This is a genomic window from Porphyromonas crevioricanis (assembly GCF_900476255.1).
Lineage (GTDB): Bacteria > Bacteroidota > Bacteroidia > Bacteroidales > Porphyromonadaceae > Porphyromonas > Porphyromonas crevioricanis.
On the sequence record NZ_LS483447.1, the window covers coordinates 1,972,557 to 1,993,817 of the forward strand.

General features: G+C 47.8%; 21 protein-coding genes and 1 pseudogene. 7 read left to right on the forward strand and 15 right to left on the reverse strand.

The genetic code is table 11. The features are described from left to right. The first annotated feature begins 103 nt into the window (after positions 1-103). The 4 genes from DQN70_RS08750 to DQN70_RS08765 all read left to right on the forward strand — a co-directional run bounded on the left by DQN70_RS08750 (position 104) and on the right by DQN70_RS08765 (position 9,712). Positions 104-1,498, forward strand: coding sequence for a DUF3945 domain-containing protein (locus DQN70_RS08750; RefSeq protein ID WP_023941208.1), 1,395 nt, complete (start codon positions 104-106; stop codon positions 1,496-1,498). 34 nt (positions 1,499-1,532) lie between these two features. Beyond that, the gene (locus tag DQN70_RS08755; RefSeq protein ID WP_111759368.1) at positions 1,533-3,662 is read left to right on the forward strand and encodes a type IA DNA topoisomerase; all 2,130 of its coding nucleotides are present in this window, start codon (positions 1,533-1,535) and stop codon (positions 3,660-3,662) included. Between the two features lie 139 nt (positions 3,663-3,801). Next, a complete protein-coding gene (locus DQN70_RS08760) occupies positions 3,802-4,233 on the forward strand; it encodes a DUF1896 family protein (protein WP_023940506.1) in 432 nt (143 codons plus the stop codon). Then, entirely contained in the window at positions 4,220-9,712 is a 5,493-nt protein-coding gene (locus tag DQN70_RS08765) for a helicase-related protein (RefSeq protein ID WP_023940505.1), read from the forward strand. Before DQN70_RS08760 ends, DQN70_RS08765 begins: the two co-directional genes overlap by 14 nt. Positions 9,713-9,787: 75 nt before the next feature. Here DQN70_RS08765 and DQN70_RS08770 read toward each other — a convergent pair whose 3' ends face one another. Next, on the reverse strand, positions 9,788-10,108 hold the full coding sequence (locus DQN70_RS08770) for a helix-turn-helix domain-containing protein (RefSeq protein ID WP_023940503.1): 321 nt from the start codon (positions 10,106-10,108) through the stop codon (positions 9,788-9,790). Then, positions 10,092-10,445: a helix-turn-helix domain-containing protein gene (locus tag DQN70_RS08775; RefSeq protein ID WP_023940501.1), complete on the reverse strand. Its 354-nt coding sequence runs from the start codon at positions 10,443-10,445 to the stop codon at positions 10,092-10,094. The genes DQN70_RS08770 and DQN70_RS08775 overlap by 17 nt, the downstream gene beginning before the upstream one ends. A 221-nt stretch (positions 10,446-10,666) precedes the next feature. Here DQN70_RS08775 and DQN70_RS08780 point away from each other — a divergent pair, with 221 nt between their 5' ends. Together DQN70_RS08780 and DQN70_RS08785 are read left to right on the forward strand one after the other, a co-directional pair. Next, positions 10,667-10,945: a helix-turn-helix domain-containing protein gene (locus DQN70_RS08780; protein WP_023940499.1), complete on the forward strand. Its 279-nt coding sequence runs from the start codon at positions 10,667-10,669 to the stop codon at positions 10,943-10,945. Between the two features lie 37 nt (positions 10,946-10,982). Continuing rightward, the gene (locus DQN70_RS08785; protein WP_004341615.1) at positions 10,983-11,285 is read left to right on the forward strand and encodes a helix-turn-helix domain-containing protein; all 303 of its coding nucleotides are present in this window, start codon (positions 10,983-10,985) and stop codon (positions 11,283-11,285) included. A 117-nt stretch (positions 11,286-11,402) separates the two neighbouring features. On the opposite strand, the gene DQN70_RS08790 is transcribed toward DQN70_RS08785, so the two are convergent. Then, entirely contained in the window at positions 11,403-11,717 is a 315-nt protein-coding gene (locus tag DQN70_RS08790) for a winged helix-turn-helix transcriptional regulator (RefSeq protein ID WP_023940498.1), read from the reverse strand. Positions 11,718-11,849: 132 nt separating this feature from the next. On the opposite strand from DQN70_RS08790, the gene DQN70_RS08795 reads away from it, so the two are divergent. Next, positions 11,850-12,254, forward strand: a complete 405-nt coding sequence (locus tag DQN70_RS08795; protein WP_023940496.1) for a nuclear transport factor 2 family protein — start codon at positions 11,850-11,852, stop codon at positions 12,252-12,254. Positions 12,255-12,319: 65 nt separating this feature from the next. Here the strand turns inward: DQN70_RS08795 and DQN70_RS08800 are convergent, their stop codons facing one another. The 12 genes and pseudogenes from DQN70_RS08800 to DQN70_RS08855 form a co-directional block, all read right to left on the reverse strand. Then, the gene (locus DQN70_RS08800; RefSeq protein ID WP_023940494.1) at positions 12,320-12,682 is read right to left on the reverse strand and encodes a hypothetical protein; all 363 of its coding nucleotides are present in this window, start codon (positions 12,680-12,682) and stop codon (positions 12,320-12,322) included. Between the two features lie 15 nt (positions 12,683-12,697). After that, complete coding sequence (locus DQN70_RS08805) at positions 12,698-13,933, reverse strand: site-specific integrase (RefSeq protein WP_042225956.1); 1,236 nt, start codon at positions 13,931-13,933, stop codon at positions 12,698-12,700. A gap of 446 nt (positions 13,934-14,379) precedes the next feature. After that, positions 14,380-15,609 (reverse strand): annotated as a pseudogene (locus tag DQN70_RS08810) (tyrosine-type recombinase/integrase). A gap of 599 nt (positions 15,610-16,208) precedes the next feature. Next, positions 16,209-16,358: a DUF4295 domain-containing protein gene (locus DQN70_RS08815; RefSeq protein ID WP_023938542.1), complete on the reverse strand. Its 150-nt coding sequence runs from the start codon at positions 16,356-16,358 to the stop codon at positions 16,209-16,211. A gap of 16 nt (positions 16,359-16,374) precedes the next feature. Next, the gene (gene rpmG / locus DQN70_RS08820) at positions 16,375-16,563 is read right to left on the reverse strand and encodes a 50S ribosomal protein L33 (protein WP_023938540.1); all 189 of its coding nucleotides are present in this window, start codon (positions 16,561-16,563) and stop codon (positions 16,375-16,377) included. Positions 16,564-16,570: 7 nt separating this feature from the next. Next, positions 16,571-16,828, reverse strand: coding sequence for a 50S ribosomal protein L28 (gene rpmB / locus DQN70_RS08825; RefSeq protein ID WP_023940480.1), 258 nt, complete (start codon positions 16,826-16,828; stop codon positions 16,571-16,573). Between the two features lie 321 nt (positions 16,829-17,149). Then, positions 17,150-17,305, reverse strand: coding sequence for a 50S ribosomal protein L34 (gene rpmH / locus DQN70_RS08830; RefSeq protein WP_023938534.1), 156 nt, complete (start codon positions 17,303-17,305; stop codon positions 17,150-17,152). Positions 17,306-17,371: 66 nt separating this feature from the next. Further along, positions 17,372-17,959 (reverse strand): Maf-like protein, encoded by a 588-nt coding sequence (locus DQN70_RS08835; RefSeq protein ID WP_023940476.1) that lies wholly within the window; start codon positions 17,957-17,959, stop codon positions 17,372-17,374. Positions 17,960-17,972: 13 nt separating this feature from the next. Further along, entirely contained in the window at positions 17,973-18,494 is a 522-nt protein-coding gene (locus DQN70_RS08840; RefSeq protein WP_036887890.1) for a KdsC family phosphatase, read from the reverse strand. Continuing rightward, the gene (locus DQN70_RS08845) at positions 18,487-19,281 is read right to left on the reverse strand and encodes a Rossmann-like and DUF2520 domain-containing protein (protein ID WP_023938528.1); all 795 of its coding nucleotides are present in this window, start codon (positions 19,279-19,281) and stop codon (positions 18,487-18,489) included. Before DQN70_RS08845 ends, DQN70_RS08840 begins: the two co-directional genes overlap by 8 nt. Further along, entirely contained in the window at positions 19,268-19,834 is a 567-nt protein-coding gene (locus DQN70_RS08850) for a nitroreductase family protein (protein ID WP_023938526.1), read from the reverse strand. The genes DQN70_RS08845 and DQN70_RS08850 overlap by 14 nt, the downstream gene beginning before the upstream one ends. A gap of 106 nt (positions 19,835-19,940) precedes the next feature. Continuing rightward, positions 19,941-20,960, reverse strand: coding sequence for a branched-chain amino acid aminotransferase (locus tag DQN70_RS08855; protein ID WP_023938524.1), 1,020 nt, complete (start codon positions 20,958-20,960; stop codon positions 19,941-19,943). Between the last annotated feature and the right edge of the window lie 301 nt (positions 20,961-21,261).

A 21,261-nucleotide genomic window follows, 5' to 3' on the forward strand; every position in this document is an offset into this window, starting at 1 on the left:
CAACGCCACAAGTACGCAGTTATCTCAAACCTCTAACATACACGGTTTCTTTGGTTTACTTTTGTCCGTGCACCGCTGTTGGTGTCATTAAATACATTGTAATATGGATGAAAAAATCAAAGACCAAGAAGTCCTTTTGGTCAAGGATCAGAAGGACGAGAATCTCAAAGCCGTCACAGGTACGGACGAGAAAGGCGGACTGAAAACCGTTCCGCCCACCGCCGAGCATGAACAGAGCTTCCTGAAGTTCGACAAGCACAGCAATGCGCTGGAAAACTTCCTCTCCAACTTCATGCGTCAGTTCAAGAATCCCACACCGCTGAACTTCTTCAAAGTGCCTTTTGAGAGTGCCGTTGCCAGTGCACGCGTACTCTCGGAGATGCTCAAAGCACCGGATGTCCCCTCCAATAAGGAGATGCTGGACTCTGCCCGTATCAATCCTGCGGACTATGCAGGGGAGCAGAAACAGTCCTTCCAAGGCATTGACCCCGACAAGGTGAAGTGGGAGCAGTTCGAGCAGATGGGCGTAAGCCGTGAAAGTCTGGAAAAGGGCAAGCATCTTGATGACCTGCTTCAATATCGCAAGACTCCGCTTGTTCCCATCAGCATCAAAATCGGCGAAGTCTCCCTCTACACCGATGCCCGTCTTTCCCTGAAAGCCTCCGGAGACGGTATGTTTATCCCCGTCGTCCACGCCATTCGCAAGGAACCACAGTTGGAACGCGAGTTCTTCGGGCATACCTTCACCGACGAGGATAAGAAAGCCCTAAGAGAAACGGGCAACCTCGGTCGTACCGTGGAGCTGACCTTCCCCGGCAAAGCTGAGCCGACCCGCAGTTTCGTGAGTATCGACCGCCTGACGAACGACATCATCGCCCTGAGTGCCGACCGGGTACGCATCCCCGATGAAATCAAGGGCGTGAAGCTGACCGATGAGCAAAAAAAGGAACTCTCGGAAGGCAGAAGCATCTATGTGGAGGGTATGACCTCCAAAACGGGCAAGCATTTCAATGCCAACCTTCAATTCAATGCCGACAAGCGGTCTATTGAATTTCGTTTCGGCTCGTCCAAGCAGGAACAACGACAAAGGCAAGCCCCCGAAAGACAGGAACAGGCGGAGCAGAAAGAATTGCATGTCCCCAAGAAGATGTTGGGACGCGACATCTCTCCCGAAGAACAGGCAAAGCTTAAAGCAGGGCAGACGGTCTATATGACCGGGCTTATCGACAAGAAGGGAGAACCTTTCAAAGCCTATGTCCGCGCCAACTTCGAGAAGAACAAGTTCGACTTTCTCAAATGGAATCCCGACAAGTCCCAAGCCAAAGAAGTCATTCCCGACAATGCTTCCCACACGCAGGTCGCCGTCAATTCCGAAGGCAAGACCAACGAGGCTACCAAGCATGTAAAGGAGCCGCTCAAACAGGGACAGACAGAGCCTACCGCTGGGCAAGAACAGAAAGAAGAAGAGAAGAAACGTTCCAAGGGAATGAAAATGTAATCCGCCACCACTAATATCCAAAAAGTAAGAACAAATGAAAGTCATCATAGCAGAAAAGCCGAGCGTAGCTCGTGAAATCGCCCGTGTCGTTCGGGCAACCAACAAGAAGAATGGTTATATCGAAGGAGGCGGCTATGCCGTCACGTGGGCATTGGGACACCTGATAACGGCAGCCATGCCCGAAGCCTACGGCATCAAGGGTTTCCGCAAAGAGAACCTGCCGATTCTTCCTCCCGTCTTTACCCTTATTCCCCGTCAAATCAAAGAGGGTAAAGGCTATAAAGCCGACGCTGCAGCAGTCGCCCAACTCAAAATCATCGAAAAACTCTTCCGAGCGTGCGAGGGCATTATCGTCGCCACCGATGCAGGACGTGAGGGTGAGTTAATCTTCAGGTTCATCTACGAGTATCTCGGCATTGCCAAACCCTTCGACCGTCTATGGATCAGCTCGCTCACGGACAAAGCGATCAAAGAGGGGCTTGCCCGTCTGCAAAGCGGAGTGGCGTATGACAACCTCTATTATGCCGCCCGCGCCCGCAGCGAAGCCGACTGGCTGGTGGGCATCAATGCCACCCAAGCCATATCCATAGCGGCAGGACGAGGTACTTACTCCTTGGGCAGGGTACAGACCCCGACCCTCTGTATGGTCTGCTCTCGTTTCTTGGAGAACAAGAAGTTCGAGCCACAGCCATTCTGGCAACTCAGCCTTGCCGTAAAGGAAGGTGATGAGAGCTTCCGTTTCTCCTCTGCCGACCGCTGGTTCGATAAGACGGAAGCTACTGCCCTGTACGAGAAACTCAAACAAGCTCATTATGCCACAGTAGAGACCGTTATGCGTAAGGAAACCAAACAGGAGCCACCGCTTCTGTATGATTTGACCACTCTGCAGAAAGAAGCGAACAGCCGGTTCGGCTATTCGGCGGAACAGACCCTTTCCTTGGCGCAGAAACTCTACGAGAAGGCATACATTACCTATCCACGCACGGGTAGCCGTCATATTCCCGAAGATGTCTTTGCTGAAATTCCCACCTTGATAGCCTTTTTGCACGCCCATCCCGTCTGGGGTGTCTATGCTCGCCAACTGACCGAACTCAATGCGCATTCGGTGGACGGCAAGAAAGTAACCGACCATCACGCCCTGCTCATCACAGGCAAGAAGCCGATAGACATGTTCGGAGAGGAAGCGGTCATTTACGATATGATAGCCGGACGTGTGCTCGAAGCTTTTTCCGCCCGTTGTGTGAAAGATGTCAGTACGGTTACTGCCGTCTGCGAGGATGTGAAGTTTATCCTCAAAGGAGAAATCATCAAGGAAGAGGGCTGGCGTGCCGTCCTCAAAAACAGCAGGAAAAAAGACAAGGAGCAGGCGGAAGCCGAAGAACGGGAAAGCCGTGAAAACGGAGAAGGCATCATCATCCCACAATGGGAGGAAGGCGAGCAACTTCCGCTCTGTGCCTGTTCGTTGGCACAGGGAACGACCAAGCCCAAGCCCCTGCACACGGAAAGCTCGCTGTTGGCAGCGATGGAGACGGCAGGCAGAGAGTTGGAGGACGAGGAACTGCGTGCACAGCTCAAGGATTGCGGTATCGGCACGCCTGCTACCCGTGCCGCCATCATCGAAACCCTCTTTGCACGCGAGTACATGGTGCGTCAAAAGAAGTCGCTTGTTCCCACGGAGAAAGGACTTGCCGTCTATTCTATCGTTAGGGAGATGAAAATCGGCAATGCCGAGATGACCGGACAGTGGGAAGCGAACTTGGCGAGAATCGAACGGGGAGAGTTGAAAGAGCAAGAGTTTCGCAAGGGCATCGAAAGCTATGCCACACAGATTACCGACGAACTGCTCTCCTCCAAAATCCTCTTCCCCAAGAAACAGAGCGACATCCATTGCCCCAAATGCGGTAAAGGCTCATTGGTCTTCTATCCCCGATGTGCCAAATGCTCCGATCCCGATTGCGGGCTGACCCTTTTCCGCAGCGTGGCAGGCAAGAGTCTCACAGACGAACAACTGACGCAGTTGGCGGTAAACGGAGAGACTGGCATCATCAAGGGCTTTACCTCCAAATCGGGCAAAAGCTTCGAGGCTTCGCTCTCCTTGGACGGAGAGTTCAAGACGGTCTTTGTCTTTCCCGAACGCAAGAAAACGGGCAAATCCCGAAGGTAAATCCCCGTAAATTGCTAATTTTGCCACTGAATGATGCGGTCATAAACAATCATCTTGTTTTTACTGCGGATTTTAGTGGTGGCACTCGGCGGGGACGTCGAGTGCCTTTGCATTATATACCTCACTAAAATCATTCAAAATGACAGCCATTCATTTTTCATACTACGAGCTTTCCATGCTCTCTTTTCTTCGGGAAAGCCATCCCGAAAAAGCCGATGACATCCCTTTTGTCAAAGAACGTGCGGCAGCCGCTTCCGAAGCCTATGCCGAAGCCTTTAATGCCGGTCTTCCCATAGCCGAATGTATCGGCATCGCCAATAAGACACTCTATGCGGGTCTGCACTTCTCCCGCCACGATACCATCTCTTCCGTGCTTTGGAACGAGTTCTCCGCCGAAGTGCCGCTCGAAGCGGTCAGAGAGACCGCCATCCGCCTGTGCCCACTTTTGGAGGAGGTTTTTGCCAAGTATCCGATTTCGGACGAGTTCGCTTATACGCCCGAATATAACTCCCTTTATACGGAGATTACGGGCTTTGTCCAACTAAAACTCGAAGAAGATGGCACACTATAATAAAAGGGAGCATCTAAGGGCAAACATAGAAGCCATCAAGACGGTCTTTGCCCTGCATCGGGAACAGCGCACGGCGACACCCGAAGAGCGTACGATATTGGAAGCCTATACGGGCTTCGGGGCTTTGAAGTGTATTCTTTCTCCTGCCAACACGATGGAGGACATCGCTCGATGGAACAAGTCGGAATTGGAGCTTTTCCCCTTGGTAATGGAACTGCATCGCACCATTCGGGACAATACCGCTTCCGAGTCGCAATACAAGAGCTATATGCAGAGCCTGAAAAACTCCGTGATGACCGCTTTCTATACTCCTGCACCCGTAGTGCGGGAGATTGCCGCTTCCTTACAGGAGGCAGGCATCGTCCCCCAACGCATCCTCGACCCCTCGGCGGGAATGGGCGAATTCATCCACTCTTTTGATAGCATTGCAGCCGAAGGACATACGACTTTTGGTTTCGAGAAAGACATCCTTACGGGACAGATGCTCTCCGCCCTGCATCCCGAAGACAAGATACGCATCCGAGGGTTCGAGGAAATCGAATCCAAGCTCGGAGGTTATTTCGATGTGGTCAGCAGCAACATTCCTTTCGGAGATGTGGCTGTCTTTGACCCTGTTTTCAGCAAGACGAACGAGCCCGCCCGAAAGGTTGCCCGCATGTCCCTGCACAATTACTTTTTTGTCAAGGGGGTGGATATGCTCCGTGAAGGTGGTGTGTTGGCATTCATCACCTCGCAAGGCGTCATGAATGCCCCGACGAATGAGCCGGTACGGGAGTGGCTGATGAACCATACCCGCCTTGTCTCGGCAGTCCGTCTGCCCAACAATCTCTTCTCGGAGAATGCAGGAACGGAAGTGGGCAGTGACCTTATCGTCCTGCAAAAGCAGAGCGACAAGACAAGTCTGACCGAAGAGGAACAGCGTTTCATCAAGAGTGAGAAACGCCCCAGCGGAGTGCTGTTCAATACCTATCTGCGAAGTATGTCTCAAATTGTGCATACCGAGTGGAAGCAGGATACCGACCCTTACGGCAAGCCTGCCATCCTGTTCCATCACGAAGGCGGATCGGAAGGCATCGCCACCGATATGGGCAAAATCCTGCGGGCGGATTTAGCCAAACGCTTGGACGTGGCATTGTACCAAAAACATATCTCCATTCAGGAGCAGTCCCAAGTTGCCGTTTCCGTTCCTCCCGAAGTCAAGCAGGAAGAGCCAACGCTTACGCCTGCCACTTCGCAAGAAGAGCAACCACACCAAGAGGCGGTGCAATCGAAAGAGGAACAGCCGAAAGAACAAACCCAAAGCAGTGTCGTTCCACAGGTACAACTGCTCGACCTTTTCGGCAACGTCATTCAAGAGGAAAAGCCCAAACGAAAAGCGGCCGTAAAACCGAAGCCTGTCGCTTCACCTTCCCTTTTTTCCGAGACTTCACAAAGCGGTGAGACGGCACACGGACTGAAAGACACGAACGAACTATGGTGGCAGCAGGACAAGGAGAAAGGGATGCAGCAGCGTCCCTATGAGGGTTTATGGCATGAACACCTCAGAGAGGGTTCTTTGCTGGCTTCGGACTTTCAGGTCGGAATGCTTGTCCTCGATATGGAGGACAACCGAATGTTCCAGCCCATAGACCTCCCGTCCCAAGAACGACAGAAAATGCTGCTCTACATAGACCTGCGTGACGCCTACCACGCACTCTATGACTATGAAGCGGAACGTAAGGTGGCAAATGAATCCTTGCGACAGAATCTCAATGAACTGTATGACCGTTTCGTACGGCTGTACGGGCATCTGAACGACCGCAAAAACCACGAGCAGATCCTGATGGATGCCGGTGGCAGGGAGATCCTTTTCTTGGAACGGAAGGTGGATAAAGAAACGCTCAAAGCCGATATTTTCCATCAACCCGTTTCTTTCAGCCTGCACGAAGTGACAGAGGTGAGCAATGCCCAAGAAGCTCTCTCGGCTTCACTCAATAAATTCGGCACGGTGGACATCGAGTATATGCTGTCATTGCTTCCCGAAAGTTCCGAAGAGGAAATGCTCTCCGAGCTGCGTGGCAGGATTTACTACAATCCCTTGGAGGGAGAGTATGAAATTGCCGAGAAGTTCATATCGGGCAATGTGGTTGCCGCTTCGGAGCGTATCGGACAATATCTCTTGGAGCATCCGGAGGACACAAGGGCGCAAGCCTCCTTGCAGGCACTGAAAGATGCCATCCCCGAACCGATTCCTTTCGTGGACTTGGATTTCAACTTCGGGGAGCGATGGATTCCCGTAAATCTCTACTCAGACTATGCCTCGCACCTCTTCGACACGGAGGTGACGATACGCTACAATTCAAGTGCGGACGAATATTCCGTGGAGGCACGGATGCACAATGCCAATATCTGGGACAGGTTCTGTGTGCGGGGGCAGCATCGTCGCTACGATGGCATTGCCCTGATGAAGCACGCCCTGCTGAATACAACGCCCGACATCACCAAGAAAATCATGGTCGGCGACAAGGAGGTCAAGGTACGGGATACCGAAGCCATACAGATGGCAAACGCCAAAATCGACGAGATACGAAACGGCTTCACCGATTGGCTGAACGAGCAGAGCGATGAGTTCAAGCAGCGGCTGGAGAAACTCTACAATGACACTTTCAATTGTTTTGTGCGTCCTCAGTATGATGGTTCCCATCAGACATTCCCCGACCTTAATCTGAAAGGCTTAGGTATCGAAAGCCTGTACGACAGTCAGAAAGATGCCGTGTGGATGCTCAAGCTCAATGGAGGAGGAATCTGCGACCATCAGGTGGGAGCGGGAAAAACGCTCATCATGTGCACCGCTGCGTATGAGATGAAGCGACTCGGCTTGGCGAACAAGCCGATGATACTCGCTCTCAAAGCCAACGTGCAGGAGATAGCACAGACTTTCCAAACGGCTTACCCGAATGCCAAACTGCTCTATCCGGGCAAGAACGATTTCACGCCTGACAAGCGGCAGCGGATTTTCCACGATATCAAGAATAACAACTGGGATTGCATTGTCCTCACGCACGACCAATTCGGTATGATACCACAATCGGACGAGATACAGCAAAAAATCCTTCAGGACGAGTTGGACAGCGTGGAAGAGAACTTGGAAGTTCTACGCCGACAAGGGCATAGTATTTCCCGTGCGATGGAGAAAGGGCTTGTCAAGCGGCAGATGAACTTACGGGCAAAGTTGGATGAAATCAAGTTCAAGATAGAGAACCGCAAGGACGATATAGTGGATTTCAAGACAATGGGTATTGACCACCTTTTCGTGGACGAGTCGCACACGTTCAAGAATCTGATGTTCAACACCCGCCACGACCGTGTGGCAGGATTAGGCAACAGCGAGGGCAGCCAAAGAGCCTTGAATATGCTCTTTGCTATCCGAACCATTCAGGAGCGGACGGGGAAAGACTTGGGAGCCACTTTCCTTTCGGGTACGACCATATCGAACTCACTCACGGAGTTGTATCTGCTGTTCAAGTACCTGCGTCCCCAAGCCCTCGAAGCACAGCATATCAAGACCTTTGATGCGTGGGCAGCCATCTTCGCCAAGAAGTCGGTGGATTATGAGTTTTCCGTTACTAACGAAATTGTACAAAAAGAGCGTTTCCGCTATTTTATCAAAGTACCTGAGTTGGCGGCGTTCTATGCTCAAATCACTGATTATCGGACGGCGCAGGACATTGGCATAGACCGACCCGAAAAGAATGAGATTATGCACAATATACCACCCACACCTGAACAGGAGGAGTTCATCGCCAAGTTGGTGGAATTTGCCAAAACGGGGAATGCGGAATTATTGGGACGAGAGAAACTCTCCGATAGAGAGGAGAAAGCCAAGATGCTCATAGCAACGGATATGGCTAGGAAGATGAGCTTGGATCTGAGGCTCATTGACCCGAAAAAGTACGGGGATCATGTGGATAACAAGGCTTCCCACTGTGCCGCCAAGATAGCGGAGTATTACCGCAAGTTTGACGCACAGAAAGGAACGCAGTTCGTATTCAGTGACCTCGGCACTTATAAGCCCGGTGAATGGAATCCCTATTCGGAAATCAAGCGCAAACTGGTGGAAGACCACGGCATACCCGCTCAGGAAATACGCTTCATTCAGGAAGCCAAGACCGACAAGGCTCGAAAGACGCTCATCGCAGGTATGAATGAAGGTTCAATCCGAGTGCTTTTCGGCTCTACGAGTATGCTCGGCACAGGTGTGAACGCCCAGAAACGTGCCGTAGCCATCCATCATTTGGACACGCCGTGGCGTCCTTCCGACTTGGAACAGAGGGACGGACGAGCCGTGCGTAAGGGTAATGAGGTTGCCAAGTTCCATGCCGACAACAAGGTGGATGTCATCATCTATGCCGTAGAGAAGTCGCTTGACAGCTATAAATTCAACTTGCTGCACAACAAGCAACTCTTCATCGAACAGCTCAAAAACAACCGTATGGGCAGCCGTACCATCGACGAGGGAAGTATGGACGAGAAGTCGGGAATGAATTTTTCCGAATATGTTGCCATCCTCTCCGGAAATACCGATTTGTTGGAAAAGGCAAAGTTGGAGAAAAAGATTGCCGGTTTGGACAGCGAACGACAGGCGTTCATTCGCAGCAAGTCATCCTCCCGAAGCCGATTGGATGAAGTCGTGCGGACGGTGGACGGCAACAAGGAGTTGATTGCCCGTTTCCAAAGTGACTGGGATTTGTACCAAAGCCGTGTGCAGAAGGATAAGGACGGCAATATTCTTAATCCGATAACGCTCAAAGGGGTGGAAGGAAGCGACCCGAAACGCATCGCTGCTAAACTCGCGGAAATCAACGAGAAAGCCTGCACACGGGGAGAGTATTTCAATATCGGAACACTCTACGGATTTAATCTTGTGGTCAAGACGGAGTCTTCCTCCAAAGACCTTTTCGACCTTTCGCAGAACAAGTTCTTCGTTATGGGAGAAAGCGGAATGAAGTACAGTTACAACAATGGTAGGATTGCGGCAGACCCGCAACTCGCCTGCATGAACTTCCTGAACGCCTTGGAGAAGATACCCGGCTTGATTGAGAAGTATAAGGCGGAAACGGAAAAGATAGCCAAGGATATTCCCGTATTGCAGGAGGTAGTGAACGGCTCTTGGAAGAAGGAAGAGCAGCTCAAAGACCTCAAAACGGAACTTGCCGCCCTTGACCGCAAGATACAGCTCTCTCTAAAACCCATCGAGCAGGGAGAGAGTGAGCAAGAAAGTGCGGAGATGATGCTGGATGAGAAAGGAAAGACAGAAGAAATGGAACGGTCACGTCCGATTGAGCCGACTGTCGCCGCCTCCTCCGTCAGCACCTCCGTGGCTCAAACCGACAGACCGTTGGAAAGCAATGGGCAGAGTAGCTCTGCTACACAGCCCGCAATGGACGGACTACCGCCGTCTTTGGCGGAAAAGGTGTTTATCGTCAGACCGAAAATGTAATCTGTAATTCAAGCAGCAGCCCCCGACTTGTCATTACGACAAAACGGGGGCTTTGCTGTTGCGATCAATCCAAAATTACGTGTCTTTGGGCACTCTCTTCCTCTTGCGTTTGAGATTTTCCGTAAAGTGGGTTTGCATAAAGGAAAGGATTTCCGATTCCAGATACCACGTCTTGTGATAGACGATGTGGTAAGGAAGTGTTCCCGAATCTCGGTAACGTTGCAGGGTACGCTTGCTCACTTGAAGCATCATGCACACCTCTTGGTTATCCAGCAGTGGTTCTCCGTCTATCATCGGACGTTGGGGGATGTCGGGAGCCGTCTGCTTCAAGTCATCGAAACGCTTCATGATGCGTTCCATCCATTCAAGGAAAGTCTCTCTATCCAATAGTTCCATTCTTTATCCTCCTGCTTTTAAGTTCGAAGTTATGCCGCAGCTCTTTCAGATTCTGAGGATTGCAGTACAAACTCTTGTTTCGTATCGCCTCCTCGATGTCGTGCAGGTCATAGTAGCAACGTCCGTAGATCATCTTGTAGCTGATTCTGTCCGTACTGCGCATACGCTGAAGGGTACGCTTGCTGATACCAAGTATATCGGCTAACTCATCATTGGTAACAAGGCGGTTCTCATATTCTATCTTTGCCTTTTCCTCTTTCTCCACATATCGGAGGATTTTCTCTATTTTGCCCATCAGTTCGTGGTAGGCTTTGCTTTCGATTGTTATGACATCCATGACGCTTTGAATTTGATTATGCTGCAAAGTTCGGGAGTTAAATCCGTCCGGATTGTATGCTAAATATGTACTGAATAGAGATTTTTCAGTCTTATTCCAAAAGCCATACGACAAAAGCATCCATATTGAAGCCACAAGTACGCAGTAAAGGAAATGTTGGTTTTGAACACTTACTCCGTAAGTACATTTGCACAAAGTGTAACATTAAAACGGACAAGAATATGGAAGTAATAACAATCGAGAAGAAAACGTATGAAGCCATGATGGAGCGTTTTCGCATTTTGACCGCCAAAGTCGATGCCCTGTGTCGGGAGTGCGACGAAAAGCGTATGGGCAGGTGGCTGGACAATCAGGATGTCTGCCAAATCCTGAACATCAGTTTGCGTACCCTGCAAACTTACCGCAGCAACCGAATGCTGCCCTATACGCAAATAGGGTATAAGATGTTCTACAAGCCGGAGGATGTCGGGAAACTGCTCGAACAATCCTTCGCTTTATGACCAATGAATAGTATCACCACTAAATCCGATGTAAAATATGGACAACGATGTAAAGACCAAGAACAACGAAGAGATTGCGCACTTTCTCAACGCGAGCGACCGCATGATAAAGGGAATAGATGTCCTGCGGAAAAAGAACAGACCTCTGCTTAACGGGCATCGCTATCTGACAGATGATGAGCTGTCCCGCCTGTTGCATATCAACCGGCGCACGTTACAGGATTATCGCAACATGGGGAGAATCTCCTTTATCAAGTTAGGAGGAAAGGTACTCTACAGGGAAGAAGATGTGGAAAAACTATTACAGGAGAATTATCGCCCTCGGTTTGAGAAGCCTTGACAGAGAAACAGGCAGTAAGAAAAATGCTTCTTACTGCCTGCTCTTGCTGAAACGTAAGACATACTGTCAATAGCAATCTTTTTTCAATTAAGGCTCACAGAAGAAGCTATTGACGGATTACAAATTCTCCATACCGAATTTAGCTATCTCATCTATAATCGGCAAAACTTTCTCGCCCAATGGCGTGAGGGAGTACTCTACTCTGGGAGGAACTTCGGGGTACTGTTTCTTTTTAATCAGCCCTTTACCGCACAGGAATTTTAACTCGTCGATAAGCATCTTCTCGCTGATACCGGGAATAGCACGTTTGAGTTCTCCGTAACGGATTATCCTGTGGTTGATTTGAAAAATGATGAGCAAAGTCCATTTACCTGCAAAAATCTGCATAGACTTTCGCACGGGACATTCTGTGTCTGAAATTTTTCTTTCCATATAAAACTTTTTTCTTATTGATAATCAGCAACTCTAACAATATAGTGTGTATCATACAATATTGTATGTACTTGCTGATAGTAGTGCAAAGGTATAACTTTGCAGTGATTTCAACAATTAAAATACAGATTTATGGAAAAGAAAACAGAAAAAGTGAGCCAATTCTATACAGCTTTGGCACAGGGTGATTTTGAAACGGTGGGGGCATTGCTCTCCGATGATTTGGTATGGCATCAGCCGGGAAAGGGTACATTGTCGGGCATCTACAACGGCAAGCAGAATGTTTTCGTCCATTTGGGAAGGATGGCTCAATTGAGCAATGGGACATTCGCTATCGACCAAGTGGATTATGTGACAGAAAACGGAGATTTGGTCGTGGCTGCGATTGGATTTGCGGTGTCGGCAAACGGACATTCGATGGAGATGAAAGGAGTAGATCTTTTCCGTTTTGAGAATGACCTGATAAAGGAGGTTTGGCTGTTCTCTGAACGAATTGATGAAGAAGACCGATTCTGGACGGCTCTGGCACAAGGCTGATTGTTTATTCAAATTCACTAAAAACAGGCAGTAAGAAAAATGCTTTTTACTGCCTGTTCTCATATTTAGTTGTACCATCCGCCTTTGGTATAGCACATGAGTAGCGGAGGACTTGTTCTCTTCTCTTCGGTCACTCTTCCGATTATCCATTTACGGAAGTTCTTGGCTTCTGTAGAGGCAAATCGAAACGACAGCATCGTAATCATTTCAAGGTTGTATAAATCCACCGCACCGCCTTTGGAAAATAAGGTGCACATCACCTCGTCTTCCCTGAACAAACCCTCTTTGAAGATAGATTTGATGTGGCTGTTTATCTTACCGGAGAATACGCCGAACAAATCGGCTATTTCACAAGCCGACATCCAAACGGGAGTTGTCGGGATATGTACTTTTCCGTTCTCTCCAATGGTTATGATTTCTCTTTTCATCGCTCCTCCTCCTTATTATATCGTGATACCATTGAACTGCTCTATCTTACTCAGTTTATCGGAGAGTGCCGCCATGTCCCGACTTTCCTTTTCGTGGGTAATTTTGGCGTAAATCTGCGTGGTGCGGATATTTGTGTGTCCGAGCATCTTGGAAAGGGTTTCGATGGGAACGCCGTTGGTCAGGCAGATTTCCGTCGCCATAGTATGGCGGCTGGTATGCCACGTAATCTCTTTTTCGATACCGCAGAGTCCGATGATTTTCTTGATGTTTTTGCAAGCGGTCATATACGTCGGAACGGGCAGAAGCAGGTTGTCATTTGCCATACCATCGTATTTCTCGATAATCTGCTTCGGAATATCCAAAAGCATGATGTTGGATTCCACGCCCGTCTTTTGTCGCTTGGTCATAATCCAGAGTTTACCGTCAAAGGAAGTCTGAAGGTTGTCTTTGGTCAGGTTCTTCATATCGGTAAAGGACAACCCCGTAAAACAGCAGAAAACGTACAAATCCCGAACTAACTCCATTGATTTACGCCTGAACTTCAAATCCAACAGCCTGCGGATTTCATCCTTGGTCAGATAATCCCTGTCGGTACTCTCGGCGGAGATGCTGTAATCCACGAACGGATCACGGACTATCCAGCCGTGGTTCCGGGCAATAGTAATCATACGGCGAAGGGGCATCATATAAATCCATACCGTATTGTTACAGCATTGCTTTTCGGTGCGCAGGAAGATGTCAAAGTCGGTAATGAAAGCCGGAGTGAGTTCTTTCAAAGCAATGTCGCTGACACGGTAGCGGTTCTTGATGAACTCCTCCAGATGCTTATAGACCGTGCAATACTTGTGGTAGGTGGATGGGCATCGCAAGCCTGCATCGACCTGTTTGAAAAAGTCCTCATTGTGCTGGGCAAAGACTTTCAGCAAGGTTTCATGCCGCATTTCCAAGCCCAAGAAAGCGTTCTTCACTTTCTCGGCAGTGACATAGTTATCCCGCTCGGCTATCTCCTTGTATTTGGCATTGATGCCGACACGTATCTTGTCCAAGAAACGATTGGTTTCCAAGGCCACGGTACTTTTTCCCGAAGCTCGGTTGCTCTTGATGTCCCACAAGTCGGGATGGATGTCGCATTTGCAACTGAACTGGGCTATTGTACCATCAATGGTGATACGGCACATCACGGGAACGGAACCGTTCTTCTTGGGGGCGTTCTTTTTGAGGTAGAACAGAACCTTAAACGTACTACGCATAACTCTGACTTTTTACGGTTTACAAAACTATTCATTGTCAGGTTATTTGTTGCTATGCAAAATATTGTCGTTCAATGGTAAAGAAGCAATCCACAATTTATTTGCCTGTTTCCTTTCATCGAAGTACCTTTGCAGGAGGTAATCCCCGAAATTCAGGTCGGATATTGCGCTGTTCGTTACCGCTTTTCCCAATCCTCACTTGCAAAGGAGGTGGTAATGTTTTGGTAACGCTACTCTGTCCGAAGTTGGTATAACCCCGTCTTTTCGAGGTTTTGCGTCGAAAGGGTCAAAAAACAGAACTGACTGACTCACAAATCATTCACGCTATTTCACCTTTTCTTGAACCTTGGGGATAGATTTTTACTCAAAGCTACTAAGCTTTCGGGCAAAAGCTTTATTGCTTTCTCGGAAAAGCTTAGGTGCTTTTGAGAGCATATTCTTGAATGTCACAAAAAGAGTTGCAAATCCTCGGTGAAAAAGAGAAATCGCTCAAACTCATCGAAGAGTTTCTTCGGGGTAGCGTGAGCATATCGCTCGGTCGTTTGGATGTTGCTGTGTCCCAGCATTCGGCTGACCGTTTCGATGGGAACACCTCGCTCCAAAGTAATCAAGGTCGCAAAAGTATGGCGACCAACGTGTGCCGAAAGAGGAATAGATATACCTGCTCGAAGTTGCAGAGCTTTGAGTTGGACGAGATAAGCCGAATAGGCAATGGGAGCAAAGAGCGTGGTTCGTTCGTCAGATTGATAATGCTCTATCAAGTGTATGGCTTCAGGCAAGAGCCTCACACGGCAAAGGATATCGGTCTTTTATCTGCGGAATTTCAGCCATAACGCCCCCTCATCGTCCGTAAAGAGATGCTCCCGACTAAGGATGACCATATCGCAGTAAGCAACACCCGTAAAGCAAGAAAAGAGAAAGAGATTGCGAGCGGTTTCCAACTCCACTTCATATGGCTCAAAAACCAACTCCTCTAATTTGTTCAGCGAGGCTCTGTCCAAGGCACGAGGTTGTTTATTCTCACCTCGTTCTATCTCTACGTGGGCGAATAGTTGTCGCTCTGTCAAGCCCTCACGATACGCCAAACGGCAGACTTTCTTTACTGACAAAGCCATCTTACGATAATGACCTTGCGAATGTCCCAGCTTTCCGACAGAGTAATGTTGCAAGCACTCCAAGAAGTCTTCTTCAATCTGACCGAAAGGAATATCTGTCGTATGGTACTTCTCACAGATAAAGGCTTGCAGATGCTTACGAGTAGTGTAGTAACTGTTTAAAGTCGTCGTCTTTATTTCTATACCCACCTTTTGCTCCATCTCCTTGACCATTCGGTCGTATCGCTCCAAAAAGGTTATTTGAGTTTGCATACTTCCTTGGAACTGCTCTTTGATGTCTGTCGCTGTAAAGACAATCCATCGCTCACAAAGAACTCTATAAACCGACTGTACCGAGAGAAGCAAGCGTTCCAACTTGCCATTCCTAGCCACTGCTTCACGGCTTTTGCCGTTCAGCCTGCTCTCACGAGCGTTCCACAACTTGGGGTCACACGACAACTTACAACTGAATTGGGCTATGGTTCGCCCGTAGGTTATCCGCCCCATTATCGGAGCTTTCCCCGACTTGTCCAATCCGCTCTTTTTGAGGTAGAGCAAAACCTTGAATTTGTCTGTTTGCATACGCTTCTTTTTTATGGGCAAAGTTACCCGTTACCGAAGCGTTCCAAGCCACGCAAAACCCTGTGTCACAAAGCATCAGCACCGTAACGACAGAAAGGCGAATTACCGAACACTCTTCCGTCTGTTACTTTCTCTTGCCTCTTCGTTACCATTCAAGGAATAGACTAACGATTTAGTAACGGAACTTCTGCACAAATCCACATCTTCTGCACTTTATCCCTCAATGCAAACCACCGAGACATGGCGCAAATCCCTCTCATTTCCATTCACTTACCTATCATTTTTTCTCTAATACCCTTTCCCCTAATAGTTCCTTACCATACCTGAACTCCATCCCTTGTATCTCTCATTTTTTCCTTGATTACACCATTCTGAAAAGACTGATCAAAAGGGCATGAATAGACACTTGGGTACCTATTAACTATCTCGGTAATCAAAACATTGACCAAGTACACTGTCGGTACTTATGCAAAATTCCCCCTTTGCCACCATGTAGCAAAGGGGGAACTCTCTATAATCCCTTCTATAAATTGGCCTACCACATTTACTCGCTCTCAGCGTAAAAAGAGCATGAAGAAGGAAGCCAAAAAGGTTCTTTCTTACTTAAGAACATCTTTCACCATATCGTTGGGAACCATTTCTTCCTGGAAAGTATAGGCACCAGTCTTGGGAGACTTCACCATCTTAATTACTTTCGAATAGGAACGGCTCTCCCCTTGCTTAAACGTAGCAACTGCTTTCTTTGCCATGAGTCAAAACCTCCTCTTACTTAATTTCCTTATGAACGGTCATGCGCTTCAGAATCGGATTGTATTTCTTGAGTTCAAGGCGCTGAGTCGTATTTTTCCTGTTCTTAGTAGTGATATATCTGGAAGTACCCGGCATACCACTTTCCTTGTGCTCGGTACACTCAAGTATGACTTGTACGCGATTACCTTTTGCTTTCTTTGCCATAGCCTCCTTATGCCTCCATAGTGTTTATTCTGGTCAGATAGCCTTTCTCTGCAGCTCTTCTGAGTGCGGCTTCCAGACCGATCTTATTTATTAGGCGCAAGCCTGCTGCTGACACCTTAAGTACAACCCAACATTGTTGCTCCACCCAAAAGAACTTGCGGGTAAAGAGATTCACATTGAAAGAACGCTTGGTGCGGTGCTTTGAGTGCGACACATGGTTGCCGACCATAGCCTTCTTTCCCGTGATTTGACACATCTTAGACATATCTTTATTTCTTATCGTTATTTGTTTACCAATATCACATACCTGCGGCACTACACCCATAGCATCACTGAGGAGGCTCACAAATCATCAGAGGTGCAAAGTAAGCTATATTTTCCTACTCACACAACCTCACTATACACACAAACACCCGACACTCTGCGGGTCTCATCCCCTCAAAGGAGCAAGTTGGCACCAAGAGACCTCAAGGATTACAAAGAATTACAAACAAGAGGTCGAAACAGAGGAAATGGAAAATCCGACAGCCAAGGAAGAAAGTCAGAAAAATAACAAGCCTTCCCTAGCAGTCAGATCAATCTCCTATCAACGAACCGTGTATTCGTCAGATACAGAGAGTTTTGCACGTCCTTTGGCTCTTCTGGAAGCCAATACCCGACGACCATTTGCAGTGGCCATTCTCGAGCGAAACCCGTGCTTGTTTTTACGCTTCCTATTCGAAGGTTGGAATGTCCTTTTCATTTTCTTTTATCAGTTATGCTTTTACATCTTCCGTATTGAAGTGCAAAGGTAGGGATCAATTCTTAATTATGCAAAGTCTTTAAGGGATTGGTAGAGCAAATGAACAGGCAACCCCATTACATTGTAGAAAGAACCCTCCACGTGATGAATGCCTACATACCCAATCCATTCTTGGATTCCATAAGCTCCAGCCTTATCATAGGGACGATAGTGATCTAAATAAAAATAAATCTCTTCCGAGCTGAGTTTCTCAAAACAAACTTTGGAGCAGCATGAAAAGGATTCCTGTTTTTCAAGAGAAGTAATACTCACTCCGGTCACCACGATATGCTCTTTTCCGCTGAGCTTTTTGAGCATACTCTCGGCTTCGCTGCGATCTTGAGGTTTACCTAAAATCTCTCCTTCTATAATCACAACTGTATCAGCCGTAATCAACAGAGTACTTGCCTGCATTCGCTCACGGTAAGCGGTTGCCTTAAGACGAGAAAGAAATAGAGGGACTTCTTCCAAAGGCAAAGAATCGGGATAAACCTCCTCTATGTCAGGAAGAGAAATCTGGATAAATGGGATATCAAGCCCGGCGAGCAGCTCTCGGCGACGAGGAGATTGTGAAGCTAAAACGATCTGATAATCCGAGAGAAAATCTTTCAACATAGCACACATTATTTTACCATCCCCATCCTTCTCCATTGGCCCACCGGCCTTGTGCCTTGAGGGTTTGCTCTATCACATCGCGAACAACACCTTGCCCCCCGGCATAGCGAGAGATATAGCCAGCAACAGCTTTCACCTCCGGGACAGCATCCTGTGGTGCTACTGGCAACCCAACTGCCTGCATAATTTCCAAATCGGGAATATCATCCCCTACATAAATCAATTGCTCAGGATTAAGCCCCGTGGCATCCAGCAAATCTTTCAAACAATTGAGCTTACTCCTCACCCTCATATATACATAAGGGATACCCAGATATCTAGCCCGCTCACGCATAGCAGGACTTTCTCCTCCCGATATTATTGCCAACACATAGCCCTGCTTAGCTGCATACTGCAGAGCGTAACCATCTTTGATATTCAGAGTCCGCTGGGCTTCTCCCTCAGCTGTCATAGGGACGACCGAGCAACTAATCACTCCATCCATATCAAACACAAATCCGGCAATCTTTGTTAAATCGTATGGTATACTACTCACTTCTTTTTCTATTTAGACTCATTATGGATTCCGACATCAAATGATAAACCTGTTTAGAGTACCCTTCTGGCAGCATTTCCAGATGACGTTTTATGGTCTCAGTGTCATATCTGGCTGCAGGTCCGGTCTGAGCCTCTCTCGCAGGCATTCGCTGTACTTTGGCCGCAGTTTCTGATATAAGTGGAGCAAGAGCTTCCGGAGAAAGGCTTGCTCCCGACAAAATCTCCTCGGATAAACAGTATAAATGATTGACAAAATTACAGGCAAAAACAGCTGCCAAGTGAAGTTGCCTCCTCTGTTTTTCAGAGGCAAAAGAAACTTGAGAGCTAAGAATCTTGCCAACCGATGTCAAAAAATCGCATGCCGCCTGTGTACAGCCCTCTACATACAGGGGGATTGTTGAAAAGTCCAATCCTCGGTCCTTACTAAAAGTCTGCAAAGGATAAAGGACTCCACTGTCAGCATGATGTTTATGCAAAACCTCCATACTGATACTGCCAGCAGTATGTGCCCAAATACCTCTTGTTGCAGGAAGTGATTCGGCCAACGAAGCTATAGCATTGTCACTAACAGTAAAAAGATACAAATCTGCCGTCCGAATCAGTCTGTCGGTCGTAAAGATCAAATCTGGCTTATTCGACAATCTCTCCAGAAGAGAGAGACCATTCTGAGGGGTACGACTATACACCTGAGAAACGGGAAGCCCTACCCTCTCCAAGCCCAAAGCAAAATGAGTAGCAACATTACCACTACCCAATAGGACAATCTGCAAGTCAGGCCGGTTCATGATCCTCTTCTTTGCTATCCATATAGGCTCCAATATGCACTCGCTCCCAAAGCAACTCAGATTCCGGACGAGGCTCTTTATCCTCACCCTTATGCCCAATCGCAATGATAGCCAACACCTGCAACTGCAGTGGAATACCAAGTAACAGGCGAATATACTCTGCAGACTCCTGCCCGTTGACCGTGAGAGTATCGACTATTTGACACCAACACGAGCCCAAACCCAAATCTTCAGCCTGCAGTTGTATGTAAGAAGCCGCAAGCACAGCATCTTCAAACCAATGGGCAGAACAAGAGGGATCACCCAGCACAACAATTGCAATAGGAGCCTCTCTCAAAAATGCAGCTCCTTTCTCTCTAACCACAGACATTTTGCTAAGCATTTCTCGATCCTCCACTACAATGTATTGAGGGGAGTGCCTATTCCTGCTGGATGGAGCCCGAAGAGCGGAGGCCAAGAGAAGCTGAACATCCTTCGGACTAATTGGCTCATCGGTATACTTACGAATAGAACGCCTACGACAAGCCAAAGAATAAAAAGACTGATCTTTCATGGAGCTAATGTATAAAGAAAGTGCGCAGTTCTTCACCACGCACTCTCCTTTTCTATCAAAGTTTCCGCCAAAGAGAAAAACTCGGCGAAAGCAATCTATAAATGGATTATTCTACAAAAGAGACCCAGTTGTGCACATCAGGTTCATCTCCATACTGTATAGCGCGCAGCTTATGATAAAGCTCTTCACAGCGCTTACCTGGCTTTCCATCCTTACTAATCACATAGGTACGATTTTCGTCCGGATCATCAATACGCAAAATCGGGCTAATTACCGCTGCCGTACCACAAGCTCCGGCCTCCTCGAATGTAGCCAATTCTTCTTCCAATACCTTACGACGCTCAACCTTCATACCAAGATCTTCAGCCAACTGCATCAAGCTCTTATTGGTAATAGAGGGCAAAATAGAGGAGCTCTCCGGTGTGATATAAGTATTGTCTTTAATTCCAAAGAAATTGGCTGGGCCACACTCATCAATGTATTTCTTCTCCTTAGCATCCAGGAATAAGGGAGCAGAATATCCCATATCATGAGCTTTCACTGTCGGAATCATACCTGCAGCATAGTTTCCGCCAACTTTGATTGTACCCGTACCTAATGGAGCAGCACGGTCATAACCACGCAAAATAACCATCGGAGTCGGCTTAAAACCTTCCTTGAAATAGGGTCCTACAGGAGAAACAAAAACAATAAAGAGATACTCAGGAGCCGGCTTAACCCCTACTTGTTCACCAAGCCCCAAGAGCAAGGGACGAATATAGAGAGAAGCTCCGCTTTCGTAAGGAGGCACAAAACGCTCGTTGAGTTTGACAGCCTTCTTGCAGGCAGCTTCGAATATTTCAACAGGTAGATTTGCCATTACGACACCCTCACAAGAGCGTTGCATACGCTTGGCATTCTCTTCGATACGGAAGATACGAATCTTACCATCCTTACCACGGAAAGCCTTAAGTCCTTCAAAAGCTTCTTGTCCGTAGTGCAAACAAGTAGCTGCCATATGGATGTTGATATGCTCGTCGGAAGAAACTTCCAACTCACCCCACTTACCATTCCGATAATAGCAACGCACATTGTAGTCAGTCTTCATATAGCCGAAACCGAGCTCTGACCAATTGATATTCTCCATTTTCTTTTGAATTTAGATGTGGATTGGTTTAACATAATCTGTCTGCACCCGGAGAAACTCCTCCAAAGTGCTTTTCTACCTTCCACAAAGGTAGTCTTTTAGTTCTGTATTTATCACCCAAAAACAGATTAAAAAAAACATTGCTCAAAGGGAAGCATTATACAATCTCATTTGAGTGTATGAGTAAACAGAAATAAGCCTAGCCCACATTGAGCCACAGACTCCTCTAAAGTTATTGCTTGTCTTCTAAGCAGTAGAAAAAAAGAAACTGCATAGGGCGAGTTACATACTTGCCTCATGC